This is a genomic window from Streptomyces sp. NPDC086787 (assembly GCF_044745865.1).
Classification (GTDB): domain Bacteria; phylum Actinomycetota; class Actinomycetes; order Streptomycetales; family Streptomycetaceae; genus Streptomyces.
Window position 1 is genome coordinate 344764 of record NZ_JBIVBC010000004.1, and the last position, 25931, is coordinate 370694.

23 protein-coding genes are annotated in these 25931 nt (G+C 69.4%); 10 read left to right on the top strand and 13 right to left on the bottom strand.

What is annotated here, in order from left to right; translation table 11 throughout:
• Positions 1-3: 3 nt before the first annotated feature.
• Positions 4-465: a MarR family winged helix-turn-helix transcriptional regulator gene (locus ACIPK3_RS13685; RefSeq protein WP_402569238.1), complete on the bottom strand. Its 462-nt coding sequence runs from the start codon at positions 463-465 to the stop codon at positions 4-6.
• Positions 466-531: 66 nt separating this feature from the next.
• Between ACIPK3_RS13685 and ACIPK3_RS13690 the strand changes: the two genes are divergently transcribed.
• Positions 532-1410, top strand: coding sequence for an SDR family oxidoreductase (locus tag ACIPK3_RS13690; RefSeq protein WP_402569239.1), 879 nt, complete (start codon positions 532-534; stop codon positions 1408-1410).
• A gap of 155 nt (positions 1411-1565) precedes the next feature.
• Here the strand turns inward: ACIPK3_RS13690 and ACIPK3_RS13695 are convergent, their stop codons facing one another.
• Positions 1566-1850, bottom strand: coding sequence for a hypothetical protein (locus ACIPK3_RS13695; protein ID WP_402569241.1), 285 nt, complete (start codon positions 1848-1850; stop codon positions 1566-1568).
• Positions 1851-2037: 187 nt separating this feature from the next.
• Between ACIPK3_RS13695 and ACIPK3_RS13700 the strand changes: the two genes are divergently transcribed.
• From ACIPK3_RS13700 to ACIPK3_RS13710, 3 genes are all read left to right on the top strand, one after another.
• Positions 2038-2427, top strand: a complete 390-nt coding sequence (locus ACIPK3_RS13700) for a hypothetical protein (RefSeq protein ID WP_402569243.1) — start codon at positions 2038-2040, stop codon at positions 2425-2427.
• Between the two features lie 104 nt (positions 2428-2531).
• Entirely contained in the window at positions 2532-2762 is a 231-nt protein-coding gene (locus tag ACIPK3_RS13705; protein ID WP_402569244.1) for a hypothetical protein, read from the top strand.
• A gap of 192 nt (positions 2763-2954) precedes the next feature.
• Entirely contained in the window at positions 2955-3779 is an 825-nt protein-coding gene (locus ACIPK3_RS13710; RefSeq protein WP_402569246.1) for a rhomboid family intramembrane serine protease, read from the top strand.
• Between the two features lie 8 nt (positions 3780-3787).
• Here ACIPK3_RS13710 and hemE read toward each other — a convergent pair whose 3' ends face one another.
• Positions 3788-4855, bottom strand: a complete 1068-nt coding sequence (hemE, locus tag ACIPK3_RS13715; protein WP_402569248.1) for a uroporphyrinogen decarboxylase — start codon at positions 4853-4855, stop codon at positions 3788-3790.
• Between the two features lie 109 nt (positions 4856-4964).
• Between hemE and ACIPK3_RS13720 the strand changes: the two genes are divergently transcribed.
• The 6 genes from ACIPK3_RS13720 to ACIPK3_RS13745 all read left to right on the top strand — a co-directional run bounded on the left by ACIPK3_RS13720 (position 4965) and on the right by ACIPK3_RS13745 (position 12197).
• On the top strand, positions 4965-5642 hold the full coding sequence (locus ACIPK3_RS13720) for a DUF3000 domain-containing protein (protein WP_402569250.1): 678 nt from the start codon (positions 4965-4967) through the stop codon (positions 5640-5642).
• 338 nt (positions 5643-5980) lie between these two features.
• Positions 5981-6643 carry a LuxR C-terminal-related transcriptional regulator gene (locus ACIPK3_RS13725; protein WP_402569252.1) on the top strand — a complete coding sequence of 221 codons (663 nt, stop codon included), beginning with the start codon at positions 5981-5983 and terminating at the stop codon, positions 6641-6643.
• Between the two features lie 158 nt (positions 6644-6801).
• Positions 6802-8091 carry a ribonuclease D gene (locus ACIPK3_RS13730; protein WP_402569254.1) on the top strand — a complete coding sequence of 430 codons (1290 nt, stop codon included), beginning with the start codon at positions 6802-6804 and terminating at the stop codon, positions 8089-8091.
• A 198-nt stretch (positions 8092-8289) separates the two neighbouring features.
• Entirely contained in the window at positions 8290-9507 is a 1218-nt protein-coding gene (locus tag ACIPK3_RS13735; protein WP_402569255.1) for a thiolase family protein, read from the top strand.
• Positions 9504-11633, top strand: coding sequence for a 3-hydroxyacyl-CoA dehydrogenase NAD-binding domain-containing protein (locus ACIPK3_RS13740; protein ID WP_402569257.1), 2130 nt, complete (start codon positions 9504-9506; stop codon positions 11631-11633). Before ACIPK3_RS13735 ends, ACIPK3_RS13740 begins: the two co-directional genes overlap by 4 nt.
• Positions 11634-11816: 183 nt before the next feature.
• Positions 11817-12197: an NTP pyrophosphohydrolase gene (locus tag ACIPK3_RS13745; protein ID WP_402569259.1), complete on the top strand. Its 381-nt coding sequence runs from the start codon at positions 11817-11819 to the stop codon at positions 12195-12197.
• 22 nt (positions 12198-12219) lie between these two features.
• Here ACIPK3_RS13745 and ACIPK3_RS13750 read toward each other — a convergent pair whose 3' ends face one another.
• From ACIPK3_RS13750 to ngcE, 10 genes are all read right to left on the bottom strand, one after another.
• A complete protein-coding gene (locus ACIPK3_RS13750; RefSeq protein WP_402569260.1) occupies positions 12220-13665 on the bottom strand; it encodes an ArnT family glycosyltransferase in 1446 nt (481 codons plus the stop codon).
• Between the two features lie 68 nt (positions 13666-13733).
• Positions 13734-15251, bottom strand: a complete 1518-nt coding sequence (locus tag ACIPK3_RS13755; protein ID WP_402569261.1) for an amino acid permease — start codon at positions 15249-15251, stop codon at positions 13734-13736.
• 168 nt (positions 15252-15419) lie between these two features.
• The gene (dxs, locus tag ACIPK3_RS13760; RefSeq protein ID WP_402569263.1) at positions 15420-17339 is read right to left on the bottom strand and encodes a 1-deoxy-D-xylulose-5-phosphate synthase; all 1920 of its coding nucleotides are present in this window, start codon (positions 17337-17339) and stop codon (positions 15420-15422) included.
• A 192-nt stretch (positions 17340-17531) separates the two neighbouring features.
• Positions 17532-18863, bottom strand: coding sequence for a sugar ABC transporter permease (locus ACIPK3_RS13765; RefSeq protein WP_402569265.1), 1332 nt, complete (start codon positions 18861-18863; stop codon positions 17532-17534).
• Positions 18860-19651 carry an ATP-binding cassette domain-containing protein gene (locus ACIPK3_RS13770; RefSeq protein WP_402569267.1) on the bottom strand — a complete coding sequence of 264 codons (792 nt, stop codon included), beginning with the start codon at positions 19649-19651 and terminating at the stop codon, positions 18860-18862. Before ACIPK3_RS13770 ends, ACIPK3_RS13765 begins: the two co-directional genes overlap by 4 nt.
• A 248-nt stretch (positions 19652-19899) precedes the next feature.
• Complete coding sequence (locus ACIPK3_RS13775; RefSeq protein WP_402569269.1) at positions 19900-20991, bottom strand: sugar ABC transporter substrate-binding protein; 1092 nt, start codon at positions 20989-20991, stop codon at positions 19900-19902.
• 121 nt (positions 20992-21112) lie between these two features.
• Positions 21113-22312, bottom strand: a complete 1200-nt coding sequence (locus tag ACIPK3_RS13780; RefSeq protein ID WP_402569270.1) for an ROK family protein — start codon at positions 22310-22312, stop codon at positions 21113-21115.
• Between the two features lie 142 nt (positions 22313-22454).
• Positions 22455-23378 (bottom strand): carbohydrate ABC transporter permease, encoded by a 924-nt coding sequence (locus ACIPK3_RS13785; protein ID WP_402569272.1) that lies wholly within the window; start codon positions 23376-23378, stop codon positions 22455-22457.
• Positions 23379-23395: 17 nt separating this feature from the next.
• Positions 23396-24331: a carbohydrate ABC transporter permease gene (locus ACIPK3_RS13790; protein ID WP_402569274.1), complete on the bottom strand. Its 936-nt coding sequence runs from the start codon at positions 24329-24331 to the stop codon at positions 23396-23398.
• 70 nt (positions 24332-24401) lie between these two features.
• Positions 24402-25898, bottom strand: a complete 1497-nt coding sequence (ngcE, locus tag ACIPK3_RS13795) for an N-acetylglucosamine/diacetylchitobiose ABC transporter substrate-binding protein (RefSeq protein ID WP_402569276.1) — start codon at positions 25896-25898, stop codon at positions 24402-24404.
• Positions 25899-25931: the final 33 nt, after the last annotated feature.

Below are 25931 nucleotides of genomic sequence, written 5' to 3' on the forward strand. Positions count from 1 at the left end.
GCGTCATGCGTTCTTGTTGGCCTTGAGTTTCTGCCACACCCTGCCGAGGGTCCGCAGCTCCTCCTCGTCGAGGAGGTCCGTGAAGACGGGGGCCAGGCACTCGCGGCGGGTGGCGTCGGCCGCCTCGAAGAGCCGGCGGCCCTCGGGAGTGAGCGAGACCTCGACGGAGCGCGCGTCGCGAGGCGAGGGGGTGCGCACGACCAGGCCGCGGCCCTGGAGGGCGTCGACCACGCGCGAGACCTGGCTACGGCTGAGCATCGTGCTGTTGCCCAGCACCGAGGCCGGGACGGGGTCGGTGCTGGAGGCCAGCCAGAGCAGCACCTCGAACCAGGAGACGGGAAGGTCGTGCGCTTTGGTGAGGACGCGGTCCACCCGGTCCGCCATGACGGTGCCGGCCCACACCAGCCCGTAGAAGGCGTAGTCGGCCGCGGGCATCTCCGCCTGCGCGATCTTCTTCTTCGTCATGTCATCAGCTTAGCGGTTGCGTGCACACACACGTAAGTGCATTATGGTGTGTGTACACGCACCCAAATGCTTGATCGAACGAAGGACCTCCCCATGTCTGCCCAGTCCCCGAAGGTCGTCCTCATCACCGGCACCTCCTCCGGCATCGGCCTCGCCGCCGCCGTCGCCGCCGCCCGCGCCGGTTGGACCACGGTCGCCACCCTGCGTGACCCGAGCCGTTCCGACGCCCTGCGCAAGGCGGCCTCCGAGGCGGGCGTCGAGCTGGACGTCCGTCAGTTGGACGTCACGGACGAGGCTTCGGCCCGGTCCGCGATCGAGGGCGTGATCGCCGATCACGGACGCCTGGACGCCGTCGTCAACAACGCGGGCGCCGGACACCTCGGCACCCTGGAGAACGAGTCCGTGGCCGAGGTCCGCAAGGTCATGGAGGTCAACTTCTTCGGCGTGCTCAACGTCTCGAAGGCGGCCCTGCCCCACCTTCGCGCCTCCGGCGGCCGGCTGGTCACCGTCACCAGCGTCGGCGGCGTCATCGGACAGCCCTTCAACGAGGCCTACTGCGCGGCCAAGTTCGCCGTCGAGGGGTACATGGAGAGCCTCGCACCCGTGGCGGCGCAGCACGGGGTGTCCGTCTCGGTGATCGAACCCGGAGCCGTGGCCACCGAGTTCGTCACGAACGTCGGCGTCGACCTCGAAGCCGCGGCCGCGGAGGCCGGGGTGTACGCGCCGCAGCTGGGCACCTATCTGAACCGTACGATCGCGCAGTTCTCCGCGGACGCCGCCCAGACCCCCGAGGGCGCCGCCGAGTCGGTGATGGAGGCGCTGACCGCCGACGAGCCCGCCTTCCGCCTCCAGACCTCCGACTGGGCACGCGACTTCGTGGGCACCAAGCTCACCGACCTGGACGGCTCCGCAGTCCTCGGCCTGACCAACGGCTGGATCGCCTGACTCCGACGGCTCGGATCGGGCGGAGGCCGGAGGCGGGGTCACGGCAGGAGAGCGCGTGGGTTCCCGTCACGCGCACCGTCCCCGCCTCCGACGACAGCGCGCCTACCCACGATTGCCTTCGGAAACGCCTGCGCTCCCCCGTCCACGACGACTTCTCAGCCGGTCCCGCTGATCCTCGGCAGGGAGGTCACGCCCGCGCCGGACACCGCCGGCGCGGGCTGCTCACCTGCCGGCTTGGCGTGCGCTGCGGACGCCCTGGACGAGCGCAACCGGTTACTGACGGCCTCGTCCAGAGTCACCGGCCGCTTCATCTGCGCGGCCAGCCGCCCGGCCTCCTGGCCCAGCCTGGCCACATCCTCCCAGGGGAGCCGCACGACTAGGGACAGCTCCGCCTCACCGTCGGGCAGGGCATGCATGGGAGGAGTAACTCGGTCGTTCATGTCGCCTGATTCCTCACGTCGGTTGACCGGAGATACGCGAGACCGATCGAAAATGTTCACCGCCGACGATGAGCACCGGTTCGCGGCCACCGGACCACCGGCGCTGCGTTGTGGGATGAGCCGGTACCGGTAGGTGACTCTTACCCCTGGTACGAGGACACGGCGAGCATGGGAGACCAGAGCGACCATGAGTCTTGATATTTACGTATGCCGGTTCGAGAACGGCGAACCAGCACCGCTCGACATGAGCGCCGCGCGCGAGGTCCTTGACCCTTACGTGGAGGCACGGGACCCCGGCTTGAATTTCCTTCTGGTGAGCACAGGAGAAGGAGAGACAGCGGACGTCTACCTCAGCAGCCCCGTCAACATCACCTTCACCCGCTTCGGAGGCGAAGGTGTCATGGACCTCCTGGCCGGGCTGCTGAAGCGACTCAACGCGGTGCTTGTCGTCCCGGGCGGATCCGTGGTCCTCCAGGAGGAGGATCGAGGGCTGCTTCCACCGGCCCTGAAAGACGGATACACCGTGGTCGTCGCCCGCACCGGCGCAGAGATCACTCATGCGATCCAAACTTCCTGAGCGAGCGTGATGCAGTCGCGGACCTGGACCAGTGCCGCGACTGCTCCCAGTCGACTGCCGCGGCCCCTTCGGCGAGCCACGACCTCACACCAGGAGTTGCCCCGGTGACAGACCCGGAGAACCGAGCCGAAGGCAAGGCACACGGTCGCCCGTATGACCTCCCCGCGGACGATTCGGCCTTCACCTGGATGATCGAACCGGACGGGGACAGCTTCGTCGTCTCCGGCGACCCCTCGTGGCGCGAAGCGGACCGCAAATTCGATGACCCGTCCCTGTTCGACTTCGCACAGCCCTGGCCCCCGGACTTCCCCGTGGAGCACGGCAGCGTCGGCTGAGGCCGAAGGGCACGCCGAGCGCGCCCTCAGCGCCGCATACGCCTTTTCATCGACCTCTGCACCACACGGCAACCTGAACGACTGGACCTACCGGCACGGACAGCGACTGGTTTGAGCACAAGTCGCACCACGGACAGCGCCCGTCGAAGGCCTTCGCCGGTTCATGGACCGTATCCGGGGCACTACTTCCTTGTGGTCATTCCCGTCCATGACGTGAATCCGGTGAGCCGCACCCCCTGGGTGACCTACGCGCTGATCGCCGCGAACGTACTGGTCTTCCTCTCCACCCCCGGCATAGCCGACTCCGTCGCGGGTGGAGGAGAGTTGGCTCGGCTGTGTCGTCTGCACGCCTTCATGGACCACTACTCGGCGATACCGAACGAGCTGATCCATCATCAGCTGCCCCGGCGGGTCCCGACCGGAGGGGTCGGCTTGGGGCCGCGCGGGCCGGAGTGCGCGGTGGGGGCGCCGGGCTACGACAAGTCACCTGCGCTGTCGGTGTTCACGTCGCTGTTCCTGCACGGCGGTTGGCTGCATCTGCTCGGGAACATGTTGTTTCTGATGATCTTCGGGAACAACGTCGAGGAGCGGATGGGTCACGTCCGCTACGCGCTCTTCTATGTCGTCTGCGGCTACGCGGCCGCTTACGGCTTCGCCGTACTCAACGACGGCTCCACCGACCCGCTGATCGGCGCCTCCGGGGCGATAGCCGGGGTGCTGGGCGCCTATCTGGTGCTGTATCCGAGGGCCAGGGTGTGGGTGCTGGTGCCGTTCCTGGTGTTCCTGCCGCTCCGGCTGCCCGCCTGGGTGGTGCTGGGCTTCTGGTTCGTGTTGCAGGCGGTGTACTCGTCCGGGCGCGCCATGTCGGACGCCGGGACGGTGGCGTACGCGGCACATGTCGTTGGGTTCGTCGCCGGCATGCTGCTGGCGATGCCGCTGCGGCCCGGCACTCCCCCGCCGCCGGAGCCGCCCGGCCTGCTGTTCGGCAGGAAGGCCCGGCCCCGGCAGACGTGGTGAGGCGTCAGTCAGCGGGTGGTGTGGGTGTGCACGTACTCCACGAGCCGGGTGAGCGCGTCCGGGTCGGTGGACGGCATCACACCGTGGCCGAGGTTGAAGACGTGGCCCTCCAGGCCCTCGGCCGCGTCGAGCACCTCGCGGGTCTTGGCCTCGACGGCCTCCCTGGTGGCGAACAGGACCGTCGGGTCCAGGTTGCCCTGGAGCGCCTTGCCGGGGCCGACGCGGCGGGCGGCCTCGTCCAGCGGGACGCGCCAGTCGACGCCGACGACGTCCGCGCCGGCCTCGCCCATGAGGTTCAGCAGCTCGCCGGTGCCGACGCCGAAGTGGATGCGCGGGACGCCGTACGCCTCGACGGCGCGGAAGACCTTCGCCGAGGCGGGCAGCACCGAGCGGCGGTAGTCGGCCGGGGCGAGCGCGCCGGCCCAGGAGTCGAACAGCTGGACGGCGCTGGCGCCCGCCTCGATCTGGACCTTCAGGAAGGCGGACGTGATCTCGGCGAGGCGGTCGAGGAGGTCGGCCCACAGCTCGGGGTCGCCGTACATCATCGCCTTGGCGTTCTCGTACGTGCGTGACGGACCGCCCTCGACGAGGTAGCTCGCGAGGGTGAACGGGGCGCCGGCGAAGCCGATGAGCGGGGTGGCGCCCAGCTCCCCGGTGAGCATGCCGATGGCCTCGGTGACGTAGGAGACGTCCTCGGGGGTCAGGTCGCGCAACTGGGCGAGGTCGGCGCGGGTGCGGATCGGGCGCTCGACGACCGGGCCGACACCGGGCTTGATGTCGAGGTCGACGCCGATGGCCTTGAGCGGTACGACGATGTCGCTGAAGTAGATCGCCGCGTCCACGTCGTGCCGACGCACCGGCTGGAGTGTGATCTCGGTGACCAGCTCGGGCCGCATGCACGAGTCCAGCATCCCGATGCCCTCGCGCACCTTGCGGTACTCCGGCAGTGAGCGCCCGGCCTGCCGCATGAACCACACGGGGGTGTGCGGCACGGGTTCACGCCTGCACGCCTTGAGGAAGGCGCTGTCATACGTCGCTGTCGGCTGCTGGCCCGTGGGGCTTCCGTTGGCACTCACGACGGCAAGTCTCCCACGGCCCCGGAGTCGGCACGGCCCCGGTCCTTATGCGGCTCTTAGGTGGTGTCTCTCCCTGCACGGAGCGCCGCTTCCCCTTAATCTTCCCCGCATGGCTGCGGCTCAGGGACGACTGTCGGACGGCGCTGGCGGAATGGACGACGAGAGGGACAAGGGGGAGGCGGAGCGGCATACCGACGGGGCTGCCCCGCCGGCCTTCCGGGCCGCGGTCGAGGCGCTCAGAAGCGCGCGGCTGCGGCCGCAGGTCGAGGTGGACCCCTGCCCCGCGCCCCGACGGCTCGCGCCTTTCGCGCACGCCCTGGAGGCGGCGGTGGTGGACGGCGACCAGGATCTCGCCGACGGGCGTCTGGTGCTGTTGCACGACCCGGCCGGGCACGAGGCCTGGCACGGCACGTTCCGCCTGGTGACGCTGGTACGCGCCGAGCTCGAGCCGGAGATGGCGGCGGATCCGCTGCTCCCGGAGGTGTGCTGGTCGTGGCTGACCGGGGCGCTCCAGGCGCGCGGACTGTCGTACGGCGAGCCGAGCGGCACGGTGACGCGCGCGAGTTCGCACTACTTCGGCGGGCTGTCCGCGCGTCCGGCCGCGTCGCAGATCGAGATCCGGGCGTCCTGGACACCTCGGGAGGGTCTGGGCGGGGTTCCGGACACCGCGGCCCACATGGCGTCCTGGTGCGATCTGCTGGCCCAGGTCGGCGGGCTGCCGCCCGCCGCTCCGGGGGACGCGTCGGTGGTGACCCTGCCGCAGCGCCGGGGGCCGCAGTCCCGCTGAGGAACGCGGAGGCACGCGAAGGCACGCGGAGGCACGCGAAGGACGCTGGAGCGCACGCAGGTCGGCCGGTTTTCGACGGGTGTCAGTCGATCATCATCTCGTTGACCATCTCTTTGTCGATACGGCCACTTTCAGTTCCGTAATCGACATCGCCCGAACCGACTCGATCTTCGGGTGATCGATCGCGCGTCCGAATTGCGCGGATTGTTACTCACTAGATCGTGATCATTCCCTAAAGGCGGACGGGTTTACTGCCGAAGACGACTGTGACCTTGAAAGCACGGTTCGTCCCGGCTTGATCCCCATAGCCGGCTCCGACCCGCACCCCAGGAGGCCTGGTGTCCGTTCTCCTTGAGCAGCCCGCAAGCCTGGTCGCCTACCGCCCGAACAAGCCGACCGCCATGGTGGTCGTGGCCGACCCTCGCGTCCGATCGACCGTCACCCGCCATCTGTGGGCGCTCGGCGTGCGCGATGTCATCGAGGCCTCGTCCATCGCGGAGGCTCGTCCCCGCATCGGCAACCCCCGTGACATCTGCGTCGCCGACGTCCATCTCCCGGACGGTTCCGGCCTGACCCTCCTTTCCGAGACCCGCGCCGCCGGCTGGCCCAACGGGCTGGCGCTGTCCGCCGCCGACGACATCGGCGCCGTGCGCAACGCACTGGCCGGCGGAGTCAAGGGCTACGTCGTCACCGGCACCCGGACCAACATCGGGCTCCCCACCCGACCGGGTACCTCTCCCCTCGGCGCCACCGCCGCCCGTATGCACCGCCGCCCCCCGGGTTCCCCGAGCCACCCGGGTGGCTACCGCGAGCTCTCCGGCCGTGAGGTCGAGGTGCTGCGACTGGTCGCGGAGGGACAGTCGAACAAGGCGATCGGCGTGTCCATGGGCCTGTCCGCACTGACCGTGAAGAGCCACCTCGCCCGTATCGCCCGCAAGCTCGGCACGGGTGACCGCGCCGGGATGGTGGCGGTGGCCCTGCGTACCGGAATCATCCACTGAACCCGTTGAGCGACCCGGAGGACACCTCGCGCCCTGCCTTGGCCGTTCACCCGCGTGAACGGGATGTTTCACCGACCTGACTGATTTACGACCCCCTGACACCCGTCGACGGAACGTTCCGTCGACGGGCCCTGTCTCCACACAGATACCCTTGACATGTGACCGACGCCCAAGAGACCGCAGCAGACATGCCACTGCGCACCCCCGGTGGAACCCCTCCGGACGACGGCGGAACTTCTGCGGCCGAGGCGCCGATCCCTTTGCTCGAACCCCGTGAGGGCATTCCGCCGGTGATCGCGGACGAGTCCGCACTGGCCGAGGTGATCGCCGCCTTCGCCGCAGGCTCCGGCCCCGTCGCCGTGGACGCCGAGCGCGCCTCCGGCTACCGCTACGGGCAGCGCGCCTATCTGGTGCAGCTGCGCCGCGAGGGCGCCGGAAGCGCGCTGATCGACCCCGTCGGCTGCCCCGACCTGTCCGGTCTCGGCGAGGCGCTGTCCGGCGTCGAGTGGGTGCTGCACGCGGCCACCCAGGACCTGCCCTGCCTGCGCGAGATAGGCATGGTGCCCACCCTGCTGTTCGACACCGAGCTGGCCGGCCGGCTCGCCGGGTTCCCCCGGGTCGGCCTCGGCGCGATGGTCGAGAGCGTGCTCGGCTTCGTCCTGGAGAAGGGGCACTCCGCCGTCGACTGGTCGACCCGACCGCTGCCCGAGCCGTGGCTGCGGTACGCGACGCTCGACGTCGAACTGCTCGTCGACCTGCGGGACTCCCTGGAGAAGGAGCTGGACCGGCAGGGCAAGCTGGAGTGGGCCCGCCAGGAGTTCGACGCCATCGCGTCCGCTCCCCCGGCCGAGCCCCGCAAGGACCCCTGGCGGCGTACCTCGGGCATGCACAAGGTGCGCCGGCGCCGGCAGCTCGCCGTGGTGCGGGAGCTGTGGGAGGCCCGTGACCGGATCGCCCAGCGGCGGGACGTGTCGCCGGGCAAGGTGCTCAGCGACGCCGCGATCGTCGAGGCGGCGCTGGCGCTGCCGGCGGACGCGGGCGCGCTCGCCGCGCTGAGCGGGTTCGGGCACCGCATGGGACGTCGGCAGCTGGAGCAGTGGCAGGCCTCCGTGGACCGCGCCAAGGCCCTGCCGGAGGCCCGGCTGCCCCTGCCCGGCCAGCCGGTGGCGGGACCGCCGCCGCCCCGGGCCTGGGCCGACAAGGACCCGGCCGCCGCGGCTCGCCTCTCCGCCGCCCGCACCGCGGTCACCGCGCTGGCGGAGCGCCTGAACATGCCCCAGGAAAACCTCATCGCCCCCGACGCCGTCCGCCGCCTGTGCTGGGAGCCCCCCAAGTCCCCCGACGCCGACGTGGTGGCCGCCGCCCTGACCGGCTACGGCGCCCGGCCGTGGCAGGTCGAACAGGTGACACCGGCGCTGGTGGCGACCCTTGTGGCGAAGGGCGAGTAGGACGGTCGCTGCCGGAGGGGCGCACATCGCACCGGGATCCACCGAGTCGTCCGCGGTCACGGTGTGACGTTCGCCGCTCCCCGCGTCAGGGGTGTGCAGCTACGTTACCCACAAGTAGCATGGGTCCTGAGCGCGCGCTCAGCGCCCAGCGCCTGCGTGTCGCAGCAGTGCCACCCCGCACCCTGGAGGAGAGCCATCGTGCCTCGTACCGTCAGGGACGTCGTTTTCGTCGACGGCGTCCGCACCCCGTTCGGCAAGGCGGGTCCGAAGGGCATCTACCACGAGACCCGTGCCGATGACCTCATCGTGAAGGCGATCCGGGAGCTGCTGCGCCGCAACCCCGGTCTCGACCCGAAGAAGCTCGACGAGGTCGCCATCGCCGCGACCACCCAGATCGGTGACCAGGGGCTGACCCTCGGTCGCACCGCCGGCATCCTCGCGGGCCTCCCGCAGTCCGTGCCCGGCTACTCGATCGACCGCATGTGCGCCGGCGCCCTGACCGCCGTGACGTCCGTCGCCGGTTCGATCGCCTTCGGCGCCTACGACGCCGTCATCGCCGGTGGTGTCGAGCACATGGGCCGTCACCCGATGGGTGAGGGCGTGGACCCGAACCCGCGCTTCGTCAGCGAGAAGCTGGTCGACGAGTCCGCCATGTTCATGGGCATGACCGCCGAGAACCTGCACGACCGCTACCCGCAGATCACCAAGCTGCGCGCGGACGAGTACGCGGTGCGCTCGCAGGAGAAGGCCGCCAAGGCGTACGCCGACGGCAAGATCCAGCAGGACCTGGTGCCGATCTCGGTGCGCCGCACCAACCCCGAGGCCGGCGAGACCGGCTGGGGCCTGGTCACGGCCGACGAGCCGATGCGTCCGGGCACCTCCCTGGAGAACCTGAGCGGTCTGAAGACCCCGTTCCGCGTCCACGGCCGGGTCACCGCCGGTAACGCGGCCGGTCTGAACGACGGCGCCACCGCCTCGATCATCGCGAGCGAGGACTTCGCCCGCGAGAACGACCTGCCGGTCAAGATGCGTCTGGTCTCCTACTCCTTCGCGGGTGTCGAGCCCGAGGTCATGGGCTACGGCCCGATCCCGGCCACGGAGAAGGCGCTCGCCCAGGCGGGGCTCAGCATCTCCGACATCGGTCTGTTCGAGATCAACGAGGCCTTCGCCGTCCAGGTGCTGGCCTTCCTCGACCACTACGGCATCGCCGACGACGACCCGCGCGTCAACCAGTACGGCGGCGCCATCGCCTTCGGTCACCCGCTGGCCTCCTCCGGCGTCCGTCTGATGACGCAGCTGGCCCGCCAGTTCGAGGAGCAGCCGAACGTCCGCTACGGCCTGACCAGCATGTGTGTCGGCCTCGGCATGGGCGCGACCGTCATCTGGGAGAACCCGCACTTCGAGGGGGACAAGTGAGCACCACCGCTGAGCTTCTGAAGGGTGCGGCCGAGCTGTTCCCCGACGAGGTCGTGACGTCCGCGCACGTACGCCACCTCGACCTGCCGTTCGGTGCCGGGCGCTTCGCGCTCATCACGCTGGACAACGGCTTCGACCACACCAAGCCGACCACCTTCGGCCCGGCCTCGCTCGCGAACCTGAACACCGCGATCGACCAGGTCGAGGCGGAGGCCGCCGCGGGCGACGTCGTCGGCATCGGCATCACCGGCAAGCCGTTCATCTTCGCGGTCGGCGCCGACCTCAAGGGCGTCGAGCTGCTGAAGAACCACGAGGACGCGCTCGCCATCGGCAAGGGCGGTCACGAGGTCTTCAAGCGCCTCGCGGGCCTCGCCGTGCCGACCTTCGCCTACTACAACGGTGCCGCGATGGGCGGTGGCGTCGAGGTCGGTCTGCACTGCTCCTACCGGACCGTGTCGAAGGCCATCCCGGCGTTCTCCCTGCCCGAGGTCTTCCTCGGTCTGGTCCCGGGCTGGGGCGGCTGCGCACTGCTGCCGAACCTGATCGGTGCCGACAAGGCCGTCTCGGTCATCATCGAGAACAGCCTCAACCAGAACAAGCAGCTCAAGGGCCAGCAGGTCTTCGACCTGGGCATCGCCGACGCCATCTTCGAGGGCGCCGACTTCCTCGAGCAGTCGCTGATCTGGACGGCGAACGTCCTCAAGGGCGACACCGCGGTCGAGCGCCCGGCGATCGACCGCGGCGAGGCCTGGGACCAGGCCGTCGCCAAGGGCCGCTTCATCGCGGACAGCAAGGTGCACGGCGCGGCCCCGGCCGCCTACCGCGCCCTCGACATCATCGCCGACGCCAAGAACGGCGACCTCCAGCAGGGCTTCGACGCCGAGGACCAGGCGCTCGCCGACCTGATCATGGGCGGCGAACTGCGGTCCGGCATCTACGCCTTCAACCTGGTGCAGAAGCGCGGCAAGCGCCCGGCCGGCGCCCCGGACAAGAAGCTGGCGCGTCCGGTCAGCAAGGTCGGTGTGGTCGGCGCCGGTCTGATGGCCTCGCAGCTCGCCCTGCTCTTCCTGCGCCGCCTCGAGGTGCCGGTCGTCCTGACCGACATCGACCAGGAGCGCGTCGACAAGGGTGTGGGCTACGTCCACGCCGAGATCGACAAGCTGCTCGGCAAGGGCCGTATCAACCAGGACAAGGCGAACCGCCTCAAGGCGCTGGTCTCCGGTGTCCTGGACAAGGCCGAGGGCTTCTCCGACGCGGACTTCATCATCGAAGCCGTGTTCGAGGAGATGTCGGTCAAGCAGAAGGTGTTCGCCGAGGTCGAGGCCGTCGCCCCGGCGCACGCGATCCTCGCCACCAACACCTCCTCCCTCTCGGTGTCGGAGATGGCGTCGAAGCTCAAGCACCCCGAGCGGGTCGTGGGCTTCCACTTCTTCAACCCCGTCGCCATCCTCCCGCTCCTGGAGATCGTCCGGGGCGAGCAGACCGACGACGCCTCGCTGGCCACCGCCTTCGCGGTCGCCAGGAAGCTGAAGAAGACGGCGGTTCTGGTCAAGGACGCCCCGGCGTTCGTCGTGAACCGCATCCTGGTCCGCTTCATGGGCGAGATCCAGAACGTCATCGACGAGGGCACCCCGGTGGCCGTGGCGGAGAAGGCGGTGGAGCCGCTCGGCCTGCCGATGTCCCCGCTGGTCCTCCTCGAGCTGGTCGGTCCGGCGATCGGCCTGCACGTCTCGGAGACCCTCAACCGGGCCTTCCCGGACCGCTTCACGGTCTCCCCGAACCTCAAGGCGGTCGTCGAGGCGGGCAAGCGTGGGTTCTACGTCTACGACAGCGGCAAGCCGGAGCTGGACCCGGAGGTCGCCGCGCTGCTGAAGCAGGGCGACACCGTCCTGACCGAGGAGCAGGTCCGGGCCCGTGTCCTGGACGCGGTGGCCCAGGAGATCGGTCTGATGCTGGACGAGGGCGTCGTGGCCGAGGCCCAGGACATCGACCTCTGCCTGATCACGGGCGCCGGCTGGCCCTTCCACCTGGGCGGCGTCACGCCGTACCTGGACCGCGAGGGCGTCTCGGAGCGCGTGACCGGCAAGAAGTTCCTGGCCCCGGGCGTGGCGAGCGTCCCGGCGTAACCGGAGATCCACGGCGTTCCACGCGAACGCACGATGCCCGGCGCACCGAGGGGGGTGCGCCGGGCATCGGCGTTGAGGTAGCCAGGCGTTCAGGGCGTCCCGGTCCCGGAGGTCGCTCCGGTCGGCACGGCCACCGGAGCCGCGCCGCGCCGCGGGCAGCTGTGGCCGTGGGAAAATCGACCCATGGACGAGGACACCTCGCTGCTGGTGATCGTGGACGCGGCGAACGTGGTCGGGTCGGTGCCCGACGGCTGGTGGCGGGACCGCAAGGGTGCCACCGAGCGGCTGCGGGACCGGCTGGCCTCGGAGGGGCTGCCCGGCCGACCCGATCCGGTGGAGATCGTGCTCGTCGTCGAGGGGGCGGCCCGCGAGGTGGAGTCCGCGCCGGGCGTGCGGGTGGAGCCGGCGTCGGGCAGCGGCGACGACCGGATCGCCGAACTGGTGGCCGCGAATCCCGGCCGCCCCTGCCTGGTCATCACGGCCGACCGGGAACTGCGGCGCCGGGTGACGGAGTTGAACGCGGAGGTCACCGGCCCCCGGGCGGCCCTGGGCGGGCGGCCATAGACCCGCAGAGCCCGCTACGGCGTCAACGCACCCGTGCGTACAGCACCGCCCCGTCCACCTCGCCCACCTGTTCGTACCGTGCCGTCAGAAGGCGGCGCAGGGTGGGAACCCGGGCCGGGGCGTAGGGCTTGCCGCGGGAGTCGTCGACCACCAGGGCGGGGGCGTGGGTGGTCATTTCCGCGCGGAAGACGGGCCAGGCGCCCTCCACGCCGTACTTCTCCCCGATCCTGGGGCCGTCGCGGCCGCCGCTGTAGTTGGTGAGGAGTCCGGCGGTGAGGTAGCGGCTCGCGGGGGTGCGGGCGGCGAGCCAGTACGTCTCCGGGTGTATGCCCCAGACGAGGACCCGGTCGGCGTGTGCCGTACGGCTCGCGACGGCGGACGCCAGGCGCTGGGCGTGGGTGAGCTCGGGGCGGGGGGCCAGCAGGCCCCAGGCCAGGAACAGGGCGCAGCAGCCGACCGAGGTGAGGACGGCGGCCGTGAGCCGTTTCCGGGGCAGGACCTGAAGGGCGGCGGTCGCGAGCAGGGCGAGGGGCGGGGTGAGCTGGAGGTAGTAGTGGCCGAAGAAGTGGAGGCCGAGGGCCACGGCGAGCGCCGATGAGGCCGGCCACAGCCACAGGTCCGCCGGTGCCGTGCCGGTGCGCGGCGTGCGCAGGAGTCGTACCACCGGTGGGATCAGGCCCGCGCAGGCCACCGCCAGGATGGCCGTGTTGGCCAGCCCCCGGGACAGGACGTGGAGTTCGGAGCCGGTGAAGGTGGCGTAGGACCCGGAGCCGGTGACCGTCCAGAAGACGAAGCCGGCCGGGTTGGTGGCCAGGGCCGCGCCCAGCACCGGCAGGACCGCGCCGGCTGCGAGCCGGGGCAGGGCGGTGCGCGGCGCCCCGTGCCGGAGGGCGAGCCACACCACCGGCAGCAGTACGGCTCCGCCGGTCTGCTTGGTGAGGAAGGCGGCGGCGACGGCCGTCCCGGCCGCACCCCAGCGGCGGCGGTCCGCACACCACATCGCTGCGGCCGTGGACGGCAGTATGAACACCTCGAAGCCGGCGGCCTGGGCGTCCTCGGGGTTGAGCCCCACGGAGATCAGCAGGTGGAGCAGCCCGGCCGTGCGGCCCGCGGTGTCGCCCCAGCGGCGCCGGGCCAGCGAGGCCAGCAGGACGGCGGTGAGCAGCTGGGCGAGGACGGCGAGGATCCGTACGGTGGTGAGCGATCCGGAGCCGCCCAGCGCGAACGCGGCCTGGTAGAGCCACGGTACGAACGGCGGTTTGCGGTCCACCACCGTCTCGTACAGCTGTCCGCCCTGGGCCAGTATCCGGGCCTGTACCGCGAGATAGCCCTCGTCCGGGTTCCACAGCGGGCGGGCGAAGGACGGTGCCCGGGTGAGGGCGGCGAGGACCGCGAGGGCGGGCAGCAGCCGCGCCCAGTACGCCTTCCGCTCGGCTGTGGTTCGTGGGGCGAGCGCGACGGCGGGCATGGGGAGCACGCTATCCGGCTCGGTGGTCCGTGCCGGGGCAGGACATACGGGACCGCGGGACTACGGTGCTATCGCGGGCCGTCGGCCGGCCGGTCGCCGGTCGTCGCGGGCTGCTGCCGTTCGGCGAGGCGGCTGTGGGTGCGGCCGTACATGAAGTACACGATGAATCCGATGATCATCCAGACGGCGAACCGCAGCCAGGTCTCGGCGGGCAGGTTGAGCATCAGCCAGAAGGTGGCGAGGACGGACACGATCGGGACGAACGGCACCCAGGGGGTGCGGAAGGCGCGGGGCAGGTCCGGGCGGGTGCGGCGGAGGATGATCACGCCGAGCGCGACGACGATGAAGGCGAACAGGGTGCCGATGTTCACCAGTTCCGCGAGTTCGCTCAGGCTGGTGAACCCGGCGATGATCGCGATGAGCACGCCGAGCAGGATGGTCGGCCGGTGCGGGGTGCGGAAGCGGGGGTGGACGACGGAGAAGAAGCGGGGCAGCAGGCCGTCGCGGCTCATCGCGAAGAACACGCGGGTCTGGCCGAGCAGCAGGATCATGCACACCGTGGTGAGGCCGATGACGGCGCCGAAGCTGATCGCGCCCGCGTACCAGGGGTGCCCGGTGGCCTTGAAGGCGTCGGCGAGCGGGGCGTCGACGGAGAGCTTGCTGTAGTGCTGCATGCCGGTGACGACGATGGACACCGCCACGTACAGCGCGGTGCAGACGAACAGGGAGCCGAGGATGCCGCGTGGCATGTCGCGCTGCGGGTTCCTGGTCTCCTCCGCGGCGGTGGCCACGACGTCGAAGCCGATGAAGGCGAAGAACACCACGGAGGCGGCGGTGAAGATGCCCATCACGCCGAAGTTGGAGGGCGTGAAGCCGGACATCAGCTGCACGAGGGGCGCCTTCAGACTGCTCGCGGCGGGCGCGGGCGCCGACTCGGGGACGAACGGCTCGTAGTTGCTGCCCTTGACGAAGAAGGCGCCCGCTACGATCACGATGAGGACGACGGCCACCTTGATGGCGACGACCACCTCGGTGACCCGGGCGGACAGCTTCATGCCGATCACCAGGATGGCGGTGAGCACCAGGATGAGGGCGGCGGCCAGGATGTCGAAGCCGAAGCCGTGGGCTCCGTCCCGCCCGGAGAGGTAGCCGGGCAGGTGCCAGCCCCAGTTGTCGAGGAGTGAGCGCATGTAGCCGGACCAGCCGACGGCGACCACCGCCGTGCCGAGGGCGAACTCCAGGACCAGGTCCCAGCCGATGATCCAGGCGGGCAGTTCGCCGAGGGAGGCGTACGAGAAGGTGTAGGCGGATCCGGCCACCGGCACGGTGGAGGCGAACTCCGCGTAGCAGAGGGCGGCGAGCCCGCAGACCACGCCGGCCACGACGAAGGACAGGGAGACCGCGGGGCCCGCGTTCTCCTTGGCGACCTTGCCGGTCAGGACGAAGATGCCGGTGCCGATGATGACACCGACGCCGAAGACGGTCAGGTCCAGCGCGGACAGGGACTTCTTGAGCGCGTGCTCCGGCTCCTCGGTGTCGCGGATGGACTGTTCTACGTTCTTCGTCCGGAAGACGGTTCTGCTCACGAGGTACCTCCCACGCTTGTCGTCCTCGACCTGCCTCGACCCGGCTCGACCTGATCAAGAGGGGGCGTGGTACGTATGCCCCGCGCACACCGATTCACGCAAATGGGCCGGTTTCACCACCCTCGAAAGGGGTGAAACCGGCCCAAATGGGCGCGTTGTGGGACAGGCCTAGTCGCGTGCGGACTCGACCTCGGCGGTCTCGCGTTCGGCGGGACCGTCCAGCCTGGCGACCAGGCCGGTGACCTGCCGGGCGATGTCGGGGGCGGTCAGCCCGATCTCGGCCATCACCTCGGCGCGGGAGGCGTGGTCGAGGAAGCGCGGCGGGATGCCGAAGTCGCGCAGCGGGACGTCCACCCCGGCGTCCCTGAGGGCCTGGGCGACGGCCGAGCCGACGCCGCCGACCCGGGAGTTGTCCTCGACGGTGACGACGACGCGGTGCCGCTCGGCGAGCGGGGCCATGGCCTCGTCGACGGGCTTGACCCAGCGCGGGTCGACGACGGTGGTGGAGATGCCCTGCTTGTCGAGCAGCCCGGCGATCTCCAGGCACATCGGGGCGAGCGCGCCCACGGAGACCAGCAGCACGTCCGGGGTGTCGGTGCCCGGCTCGCGCAGCACGTCCATGCCGCCGACGCGACCCACTGCCGGTACGGCGGGACCGACGGCGCCCTTCGAGAAGCGGACCACGGTAGGCGCGTCCTCGACCTCGACGGCCTCGCGCAGCTGGGCGCGCACCTGGTCGGCGTCCCGGGGTGCGGCGAGCCGGAGCCCGGGGACCACCTGGAGGATCGACATGTCCCACATGCCGTTGTGGGAGGCGCCGTCGGTGCCGGTGACGCCGGCCCGGTCCAGGACGAACGTCACTCCGCACTTGTGCAGCGCCACGTCCATCAGCACCTGGTCGAAGGCGCGGTTCAGGAAGGTGGCGTACACGGCGAAGACGGGGTGCACCCCGCCGGTGGCGAGGCCGGCCGCGGAGACGGCGCCGTGCTGTTCGGCGATGCCGACGTCGTACACCCGGTCGGGGAAGGCCTTGGCGAACCGGTCGAGACCGACGGGCTGGAGCATCGCGGCGGTGATGGCGACGACGTCCTCCCGCTCGTGACCCAGCTTCACCATCTCGTCGCCGAAGACGGAGGTCCAGTCGGCGCCGGAACTGGCGATCGGCAGACCGGTGTCGGGGTGGATCCTGCCGACGGCGTGGAAGCGGTCGGCCTCGTCCTGGAGGGCGGGCTGGTAGCCGCGGCCCTTCTCGGTCAGGCAGTGCACGATCACCGGGCCGCCGAACCGCTTGGCGCGGGCGAGCGCCGACTCCAGCGCCTCGATGTCGTGACCGTCGATGGGGCCGACGTACTTGAGGCCCAGGTCCTCGAACATGCCCTGTGGGGCGATGAAGTCCTTGAGGCCCTTCTTCGCGCCGTGCAGGGTCTCGTAGAGCGGCCTGCCGAGGACCGGGGTGCGCTCCAGGACCTCCTTGGTGCGGGCCAGGAAGCGCTCGTAGCCGTCGCTGGTGCGCAGGGTCGCCAGGTGGTTGGCGAGGCCGCCGATGGTCGGCGCGTACGAGCGCTCGTTGTCGTTGACGACGATGACCAGGGGGCGGTCCTTGGCGTCGGCGATGTTGTTCAGCGCCTCCCAGGCCATGCCGCCGGTGAGGGCTCCGTCACCGATGACGGCGACCACATGGCTGTCCCTTTTGTGCAGTTGGTTGGCTTTCGCCAGACCGTCGGCCCAGCCGAGGACCGTCGAGGCGTGCGAGTTCTCGATGATGTCGTGCTCGGACTCGGCCTGGGAGGGGTAGCCGGACAGGCCGCCCTTCATCTTCAGCCGGGAGAAGTCCTGTCGCCCCGTGAGCAGCTTGTGCACATAGGACTGGTGGCCCGTGTCCCACAGCACCTTGTCCTTCGGGGACTCGAAGACGCGGTGCAGGGCGATGGTGAGCTCGACCACGCCCAGGTTGGGGCCGAGATGGCCGCCTGTCTTGGCGACGGCGTCGACCAGGAAGGTCCGGATCTCCTCTGCCAGCCGGTCCAGCTCCTCCGGGCTGAGCCGGTCCAGATCGCGCGGTCCCCTGATGCGGGTCAGCAGCGGCACCCGTGCCTCCTTGCAGTTGAGCTGATCGAGCAGTTGCCGGGCTTGTCGAGTCTAATGTTCCGCCTCGGCGGTCGGTGTCCGGGCTCTGCGTCGTACATCACTCGAACGGCGGTACCCATCGTGGTGGTTCCCGAACGCGGCTGTGCCCGGCGCCGCCGTTGGCGCCGGGCACAGGCTCAGGGGGCGTTGCCGCTACGCGCGGCCGGCCGCCTTCTGGCTCTTGCGGGAGACCGAGTCGATGACCACCGCGGCCAGCAGCACCGCGCCGGTGATCATGTACTGGATCGACTGGCTCATGTTCAGCAGGTCGAGACCGGTCTGGATGGACTGGATGACCAGCATGCCCAGCAGCGCCGACCAGACGCTGCCGCGCCCGCCGAACAGGCTGGTGCCGCCGATGACGGCGGCCGCGATGGCGAGCATCAGGGTGTTGCCGCCGCCCGAGCCGAGCGAGGCGGTGGCGGTCTGGCCGGCGAAGAACATGCCACCGACCGCGGCGAAGCCGCCGGAGATGGCGAACACCGTGATCCGGACCATGGGCACGCTGATACCGGCGCGGCGCGCGGCCTCGATGCTGCCGCCGACCGCGAAGACCTTGCGGCCGTAGGTCGTACGGCGCAGCACGAAGTCCACGACGACCAGCGCGGCCAGGAAGATCACCAGCGCGTTGGAGACACCCTCGGCGTTGTTCAGCACGGCCGCGGCGGCGAAGGACGCGACGGCGAGCAGACCGACGCGGAGCAGGATCTCGCTGGTGGGCCGGAAGGGCACACCGGCGGCGCGCCGACGGCGCTGCTCGCCGAAGTTGCCGACGAGCGAGAGCACCACACCGAGACCCGCCAGCAGGTAGGCGCCGATGATGGCCTGGTCCATGAAGTAGCTGCTCTGGCCGAGCAGGTGGGCCGGGCCGGTGGCGTCCGGGATGTTGATGCTGCCGCTGGCGCCCAGCAGCCAGAGCATCAGGCCGTTCCAGCCGAGGAAGCCGGCCAGCGTGACGACGAACGCGGGTACGCCGATCCTGGCGAAGAACCAGCCGTGCAGGGCGCCGATGCCGACGCCGGTGACGATCGTGAGGACGAGTGCGAGCCACTCGTTCATGCCGTGTTGCACGACGAAGACGGCGAACAGCGCGGACGACAGACCGCTGACCGAGCCGACGGAGAGGTCGATCTCACCGAGCAGCAGCACGAACACCAGGCCGATGGCGAGCATGCCGGTGGCGGCCATGAAGTAGCTGATGCTGGAGAGGTTTCCGGCGCTGAGGAAGCGGTCGTTCTTCAGCTCGAAGATGGTCCAGATGATGATCAGGCCGATGACGACCGGGAGCGAGCCCAGCTCACCGCCCTTGATCTTCCGCTTGAACTCGGTGATGTAGCCCTTGAAGCCCTCGTCGCGGACCAGCAGCCGGGGGTCGACGACCTCGACCGGCGCGGCCGTGGGGTCGTCGGCGGGGGCCACGGTGTCCTGGCTCTTCACCAGGGGGTCGGCGTTCTCGGCCTTCTCGACCTTGGACGTGTCAGTCACTTTGCCGCCTCCGTGGTGCGACGGTCCGCACGACGGGTCACGGCGTTGTCCGTGGCTCCCGTGATCGCGGCGATGATCTCTTCTTGGCTGGTGCTCTTCACCGGGAAGGAGCCGTTGTTCTTGCCCAGGCGCAGGACGGCGACGGTGTCCGCGACCGCCTTCACGTCCGCCATGTTGTGGCTGATGAGGATGACGCCCAGCTCGCGCTCGCGCAGCCGCTCGACCAGGTCGAGGACCTGCGCGGTCTGCTCGACGCCGAGGGCGGCGGTGGGCTCGTCGAGGATGACGACCTTGGGGTCGCCGATCAGGGCGCGCGCGATGGCGACGACCTGGCGCTGGCCGCCGGACAGGCTCGCGATCGGGATGCGCACGCTGGGGATGCGGATCGACAGCGTGCTCAGCAGCTCACGGGCCTGCTTCTCCATCTCGACCTCGTCGACGACGCCGCGGTGCAGCAGCTCGCGGCCGAGGAAGAGGTTGGCGACGACATCGAGGTTGTCGCACAGCGCGAGGTCCTGGTAGACGGTCGCGACGCCGAGTGACTGGGCGTCCTGCGGCTTGTTGATGCCGACCGGCCTGCCCTCCCACTCGATGACGCCCTCATCGATGGGGTGGACACCCGCGATCGTCTTGACCAGGGTGGACTTTCCTGCGCCGTTGTCGCCCACCAGGGCGACCACTTCTCCGGCGTGGACCTCCAGCTCGACGTCGGTGAGGGCCTGGACCGCACCGAATCGCTTGGAGACTCCGCGCAACGCCAGCACGGGCGTAGCGGACACGTGAACCATCTCCTTCGCCGCCTGACCGGCGGGGATGCCGCGCTTGGACAGTCAGGCGCGGAGGGACGTGCACAGGGCACGAGGTTTACAGGATGAACGTGCGCGAATCCGCGGCACTGGGCAGCGGTTCCGTCCGACGCCCGTCCCGGCAGCGGGGTAGGTAGGCCGGGGCGGGCGTCGGAGGGGCTTCGCGGGACCGCCGGGGCGGTCGGGTGCTCGTGCGGCTCGCACGAGCCTCGGCCAGGGAGGCCTGGGGACTACTGAAGACCGGCGGTCTTGCAGGCGCTCGCGTACTCGCCGGCGCAGATCTCCGCGACGGTGTACAGCTTGTCCTTGACGACCGTGTCCTTGATGTTGGCCTTGGTGACCGAGACCGGGGTCAGCAGCTGCGAGGGCACCTTGTCGCCGGAGCCGCTGGTCTGCTCCGAGGTGGCGAGGGACTTGATGTCCTTGCCCTGGAGCAGGTTGACCGCGAGCTGGGCGGCCGCGTCGGCCTCCGGCTTGAACGCCTTGTAGACCGTGCTGGACTGGGTGCCGGCGACGATGCGCTGGATACCGGCGAGCTCCGCGTCCTGGCCGGTCAGCGGGATGCCACTGATGCCCGCGCCCTTCAGCGTGGTGGCGATGCCGCCGGCCATGCCGTCGTTGGCGGAGTAGACGCCCGCGATCTTCTTGGCGCCGAGCTGGGTGATGGCCGTCTTCATCTTCGAGGCGGCGGTGACGTCGCTCCACTCGCCGGACTGCTCGTAGGCGATGTCGACCTTGCCGTCGAGGGCGGAGTGGGCGCCCTTCTTGAACAGCGCGGCGTTCGGGTCGGCGTCCAGACCGTTGATCATGACGACCTTGGACGACTTGGTGGCCTTGGCGCCGAGCGAGTCGAGCAGCGCCTGACCCTGGAGCTGGCCGACCTTCTCGTTGTCGAAGGAGACGTAGGCGGAGACCGGGCCCTGGGCGAGGCGGTCGTAGGCGACGACCTTGATGCCCTTCTTGACGGCGGCCTGGATGGACGACTTGATGGCGGCCGAGTCCTGGGCACTGACCACGAGGACCTTGACGCCCTTGGTGATCATGGTGCGGACCTGCTGGGCCTGCTTGTTCGCGTCACCGGCGGCGTTGGCGTACTCGACCTTGCAGTCCGAGCACAGCTCGCTGACCTTCGCCTCGAAGTACGGCTTGTCGAACTTCTCGTAGCGCGCGGTCACGCTGTCGGGAAGGAGCAGGCCGATGGACTTGCCACCGGAGCTCGACGAGTCGTTGTCCTTGTCGCCGGCCTTGCCACAGGCGGCCACGGAAAGGGCCATCGATACCGCGGCGGTGCCGATGACGACTCTGCGCATCGTTGCGTTCATTGGGGGTGCCTCCCTGACAGGGCCGCAACGCTGCGGCCGAGGTGGCTCGAAGTCAACTCGGCCGCAAGTTCGACGTCAAGAAGTAAATACTTAACGAGATGGCAACGGCGTCATTCGTTCTCTAAGTGAAGGCGGGTGCGACCCCGGCCAGACTACCGTCCAAAAGGGTCGAATCGCCCATCTCGCCGAGAGCGAGGGCGAGCGCGCCGAGCACCTCGGCGCGGCCGCCAAGTGCCCCTGGAAGAACGGTGAGTTGACGTGCCGCGCTCGGGATCGCGTAGCGGCTCACGGACTCCCTGATGGGCCCGAGGACCAGCTCCCCCGCCTCCGCGAGGTCGCCACCGAGCACCACCCTGCTGGGATTGAGCAGATTGCAGAGGTTCGCCACGCCGCTGCCGATGTGGCGGCCGACGTCGGCGATCACACGGCGACAGCCGGGATCTCCATCCCTGGCCAGGCGTACGACGCCCTCCATGGTCAGATCGGTGCCGTGGCTCGGCTGGAGCAGCGGGAGCACGTAGCGGGCCGCCGCGAAGGTCTCCAGACAGCCCCGGTTGCCGCAGCGGCAGACCGGGCCGGACTCGTCGAGGGTGATGTGGCCGATCTCGCCGGCCGTGCCGCCGGGGCCGCGGTAGATCTTCCCCTCGATCACCAGACCGGCACCGACACCGCTCGCGACCTTGATGTAAGCAAGATCACGAACTCCGCGGCCACTGCCCCAGACCATCTCGCCGAGGGCGCCGAGGTTCGCGTCGTTGTCCACGTGCACGGGTACGCCGAGCCGCCCCCGCAGCTCCTCGGCGGGGCGGGTGCCGATCCAGCCGGGCAGGATGGCGGAGGATCCCAGCGAGCCGGACTCCAGATCGATCGGACCGGGCACGCCGAGGCCCACTCCGGCGATCTTGGCGCGGTCCACGCCGGTGCTCTCGATCAGCCGGTTGACCAGCTGTTCCGCCCGGTCGAAGCCCTGTGCTGCGGAGGCGTCCACGTCCAGCGGCTCGGACTCCTCGGCGAGCACCTGATGAGCCAGGTTGCCGACGGCGACCCGTAGGTGCGCGTGCCCGAAATCGACCCCTATGACGATGCCCGCGTCCCCGCTCAGGGACACGCTGCGGGCCCGGCGGCCGCCCGCCGAGGTGGGCGTGACCTCGACGGTCCCGCCATCCTTCAGTTCTCGTACGATGTTGGAGACGGTTGCGGCCGACAGGCCGGTGCTCCTGGCGATCTCCGCCTGTGTGAGCGAACCGGCGAGCCTCACGGCGCGCACGACCCGCTCCAGGTTGGCTCGGTGCAGTGACGACTGCGACCCCGGAGTCTCCACGACGACCTCCTGCGCGCGCGGGACCGCTGCGATGAGGCCCCGTCTATGTCCAACTAGTGAACCCTAAGCTGAGCCGTTGGGGTCGCCTCCCGTCAAGAGGTTGAACGGTTTCCGGGGTCTTGCACACAGTGCGGGCTCTGCGCTATTTCAGCGTCGCCGAGGTCAGGCCCGCTTGGACCTGCCGCTGGAAGGACAGATAGACCACCAGCATCGGGACCATCGCGATGGTCACCCCGGCGAACAGAACGGGCAGGTCGGAGGCGTACCCCTGCTGTTGCTGAAGCTGGATGAGGCCCTGGGTGAGGACGTAACGCTCGGGGTCCGAGCCGCTCTGCGGCTGCATCAGCACCGTCGGCAGGATGAACTGATTCCACTGCCCCAGCGTGTTGAAGATCCCCACACTGATCAGTCCCGGCTTCGCCATCGGCAGCATCACCTGGAAGAAGGTCCGGGTGTGCGAGGCGCCGTCCAGGACCGCCGCCTCGAAGACCGCCGTGGGCAGGGTCCGGAAGAAGGCGTGCATGAAGAACACGGTGAACGGCATCGAGTAGGCGACGTAGACCAGGATCAGCCCCTGGTAGGTGTTCAGCATGTCCAGCCGCTTGACCATGAAGAACAGCGGGACCAGGGCCAGGAACACCGGGAACATCGCGCCGGCGACGAAGAAGTAGTAGAGGAGCCGGTTGCCCGGGAAACGGTAGCGGGCCAGCACGTACGCGGCCATCGAGCCGAAGAGCATGGTCAGCGGCACGCTGAAGACCAGCACGATGACCGTGTTCAGGAAGTAGTCGCCGATGCCCTTGTCCCAGGCCCGCCGGAAGACGTCGAAGGACCAGTCGTGCGGCCAGCCGAACGCGGAGCCGCCGATCTGGGCGTCGGTCTTGAAGGAGCCGATCACCAGCCACAGCAGCGGCAGCACGATCAGCAGCGCCCACAGGGCGAGGAAGCCGTGCGAGAACACGTTCAGGGCGATGCCCTCACCGCGCCGGGCGGCGGGCCGGGTGGGTTCCTTGCCGACGGTCCGCTCGTCGTACGCGGCCGTGGATTCCTTGAGAGGTGCGCTCATGTCGTCGTGTCTCCCGCTCAGTACTCGACGCGCTCGCGGCGGGTGGCGCGCAGCATGACCACGGACAGGATCAGGGTGAGCAGGAGCATGACCACGCCCATGGCGCAGGCGTAGCCGCTCTTTCCGAAGTACTGGAAGTTGCGCATCATCACCGTCGACATCACGTCGCTGTGGTGGTCGGGACCGCCTCCGTAGGCGCCCATGTTCTGGGTCATGGAGGAGACCAGTACGAACATGTCCATCGCGACGATGCCCAGATACACCCAGGCGGTCTGCACGGTGTCCCACAGCAGCGGCAGGGTGATGCGGAAGAAGGACTGGTTGCGGCCGGCGCCGTCGATGAGCGCGGCTTCGTATATGTCCTTCGGTATGGACTGCATGGCGGCCGAGAACAGCACCAGATAGAAACCGACGCCGTGCCAGACCACGGCCGCCATCAGCGCCCACAGCACCATGTCGGGCTCGTTCAGCCATTCGACCGGATTCGCTGCGTCGACCAGGCCGAGTTTGATCAGGAAACCGTTGAGAAGTCCACCGCCGTCACTCCGGTACACCGCGTTGAACAGCACCGCGACGATGGCCAGCGAAAGCACCTGCGGAAAGAAGTAGACGACCTTGTAGAACCGGGATCCGGCGACGCCCTGCACTCCGCCCGCCCGGCCGCGACCGCCCGCGTTCACCATGAAGGCGAAGAACAGGGCGAGCAGGATGGTGATCACCGGGATGAAGATCAGGAACAGGGCGTTGTGCCAGACGGCCTGGAGGAAGACGTCGTCCTTGAACAGCTGTATGTAGTTGTCCAGACCGACGAACTTGAAGGTCTGCGACTGTCCTTTCCAGTCGGTCAGCGAATAGCCGAACGTCTGGAGGTATGGCCAGATCACGAAGATCAGATAAAGCGCCACGGGGACGAGGAGAAATCCCGTGACGAATCTGTACTGCCCTTTGCGCATCGGCGTTTCCTGCCCCTGATGGGCCTGTCCCGGGCCGGCGGGACCGGCCCGGGACACGGCGTGCGGTCGGTCAGTCCCGGTGGTTCTTCTTGGCGGCCGGGTCCTTGGCCTGCTTGTCGACCGCGGCCTGGGCCCGCTTCAGCCACTCCTTCGGCTGAATGCGCTTGGCCATCAGCTCGTTCGACGCGTTCTGGATGGTCGCGTCCATCTCGCTGTACCACTCGGGGTACAGATAGCGGAAGGTGTTGTCACCGGCCGCCTTGGACGCCTCCACGGTGGACTGGGTGCCCGGGCGCAGCTTCACACCCGGGTCGACGCCGTCCTTGAGGATGGTGAGGGAGTTGGCCTCCTTGGCGAACGTCGTCGCCCACTCCTTGGAGAGCATGCGCCGCATGAACTCCTTTGCCCCGGCCAGGTTGCCCGCCTTCGCCGGGATGACGAAGGGCTCGCCGGATCCGGCCCGGATCGCCTCGTACGGCAGCTTGCTGCCGGACAGCAGCGGCATCGGCATGAACTTCATGTCGAAGTCGGCGGGCGTCTGCTTGAGCTGTTCGTTCTCCAGCCAGGAGCCGCAGGTGATGAAGGCGGCCTTGTACTGGTTCCAGCGGGTCTGCGACTCGGTGTGGGTCAGGCCGTTGGTGCCGGGCATCAGCAGGCCCTTCTCGACGATCTCGTAGATCGCCTCGATGCCCGCCTGTGCCGCGTCGGATCCCACGAACGCCCTGGGGTCGAGGTTGTCGATCGCCTTCATGGCGTCCAGACCGCCCTTCTTGGCGATCAGGTCCATGATGGCGACGTTGATGTAGTAGGGGAACTTGCCCTGGTGGGCGAGGCCGCCGATGCCCTGCTTCTTGGCCTCCTGGCAGACCGCGAGGAAGTCGTCCCAGGTCTTGGGCTCCGCCCAGCCCTTCTCCTTGAAGAGCTTGCCGGAGTACCACAGACCCCAGACGGTGTAGATGTAGTTGAGGGCGACGATCTTGCCCTCCTGCATACCGGCGTCCAGGGTGCCGGGAATGATCAGCTCGCGGACCTTCTTGCCCGGGTCGTCGACCGAGGGCGCGTCGAGCACCGAGGCGAGGTCGAGCAGCTGACCGTTCTTGTAGAGGACGTCGACCTTGATCTGCTGGGCCCCCGAGTCGTCCACGATGTCCGGCGGGTTGCCGGCGTTGAAGCGGGGCTGGAGCTTGCCGGTGATCTCCTGGGTGCCGGTGTGCGTGGAGGTGACACCGAGATCCTTCTGGAAGCTCGCCTCCCACGCCTTCGCGTAGTCGTCGCCGTACCCGCCCTTGAAGATCACGACGTCGAGCTTGCCGCCCTTCTCCACGCCGAAGGGGTTCGCCTTGGACGTCTTGCCCTTGCCCTGTCCGTCGCCGCTGTCGTCGCCCCCGCCGCCGCTGGCGCACGCGGACAGCAGACCCATCGCGGGTACGGAGACCAGGCCGAGTGCGACGGACCGCCTGATCAGATCGCGACGGCCCACACCGTCGGTGCCGTGGCTCCCCGCGGAAGTGGTGCCGTGGCTCTCTGCGGAAGTGGTGCCTTCGTTCGCTGCGGAAGTGGATCCCATGCTCAAAGTCCTCGCCTTCTCCAGGACTCAGGC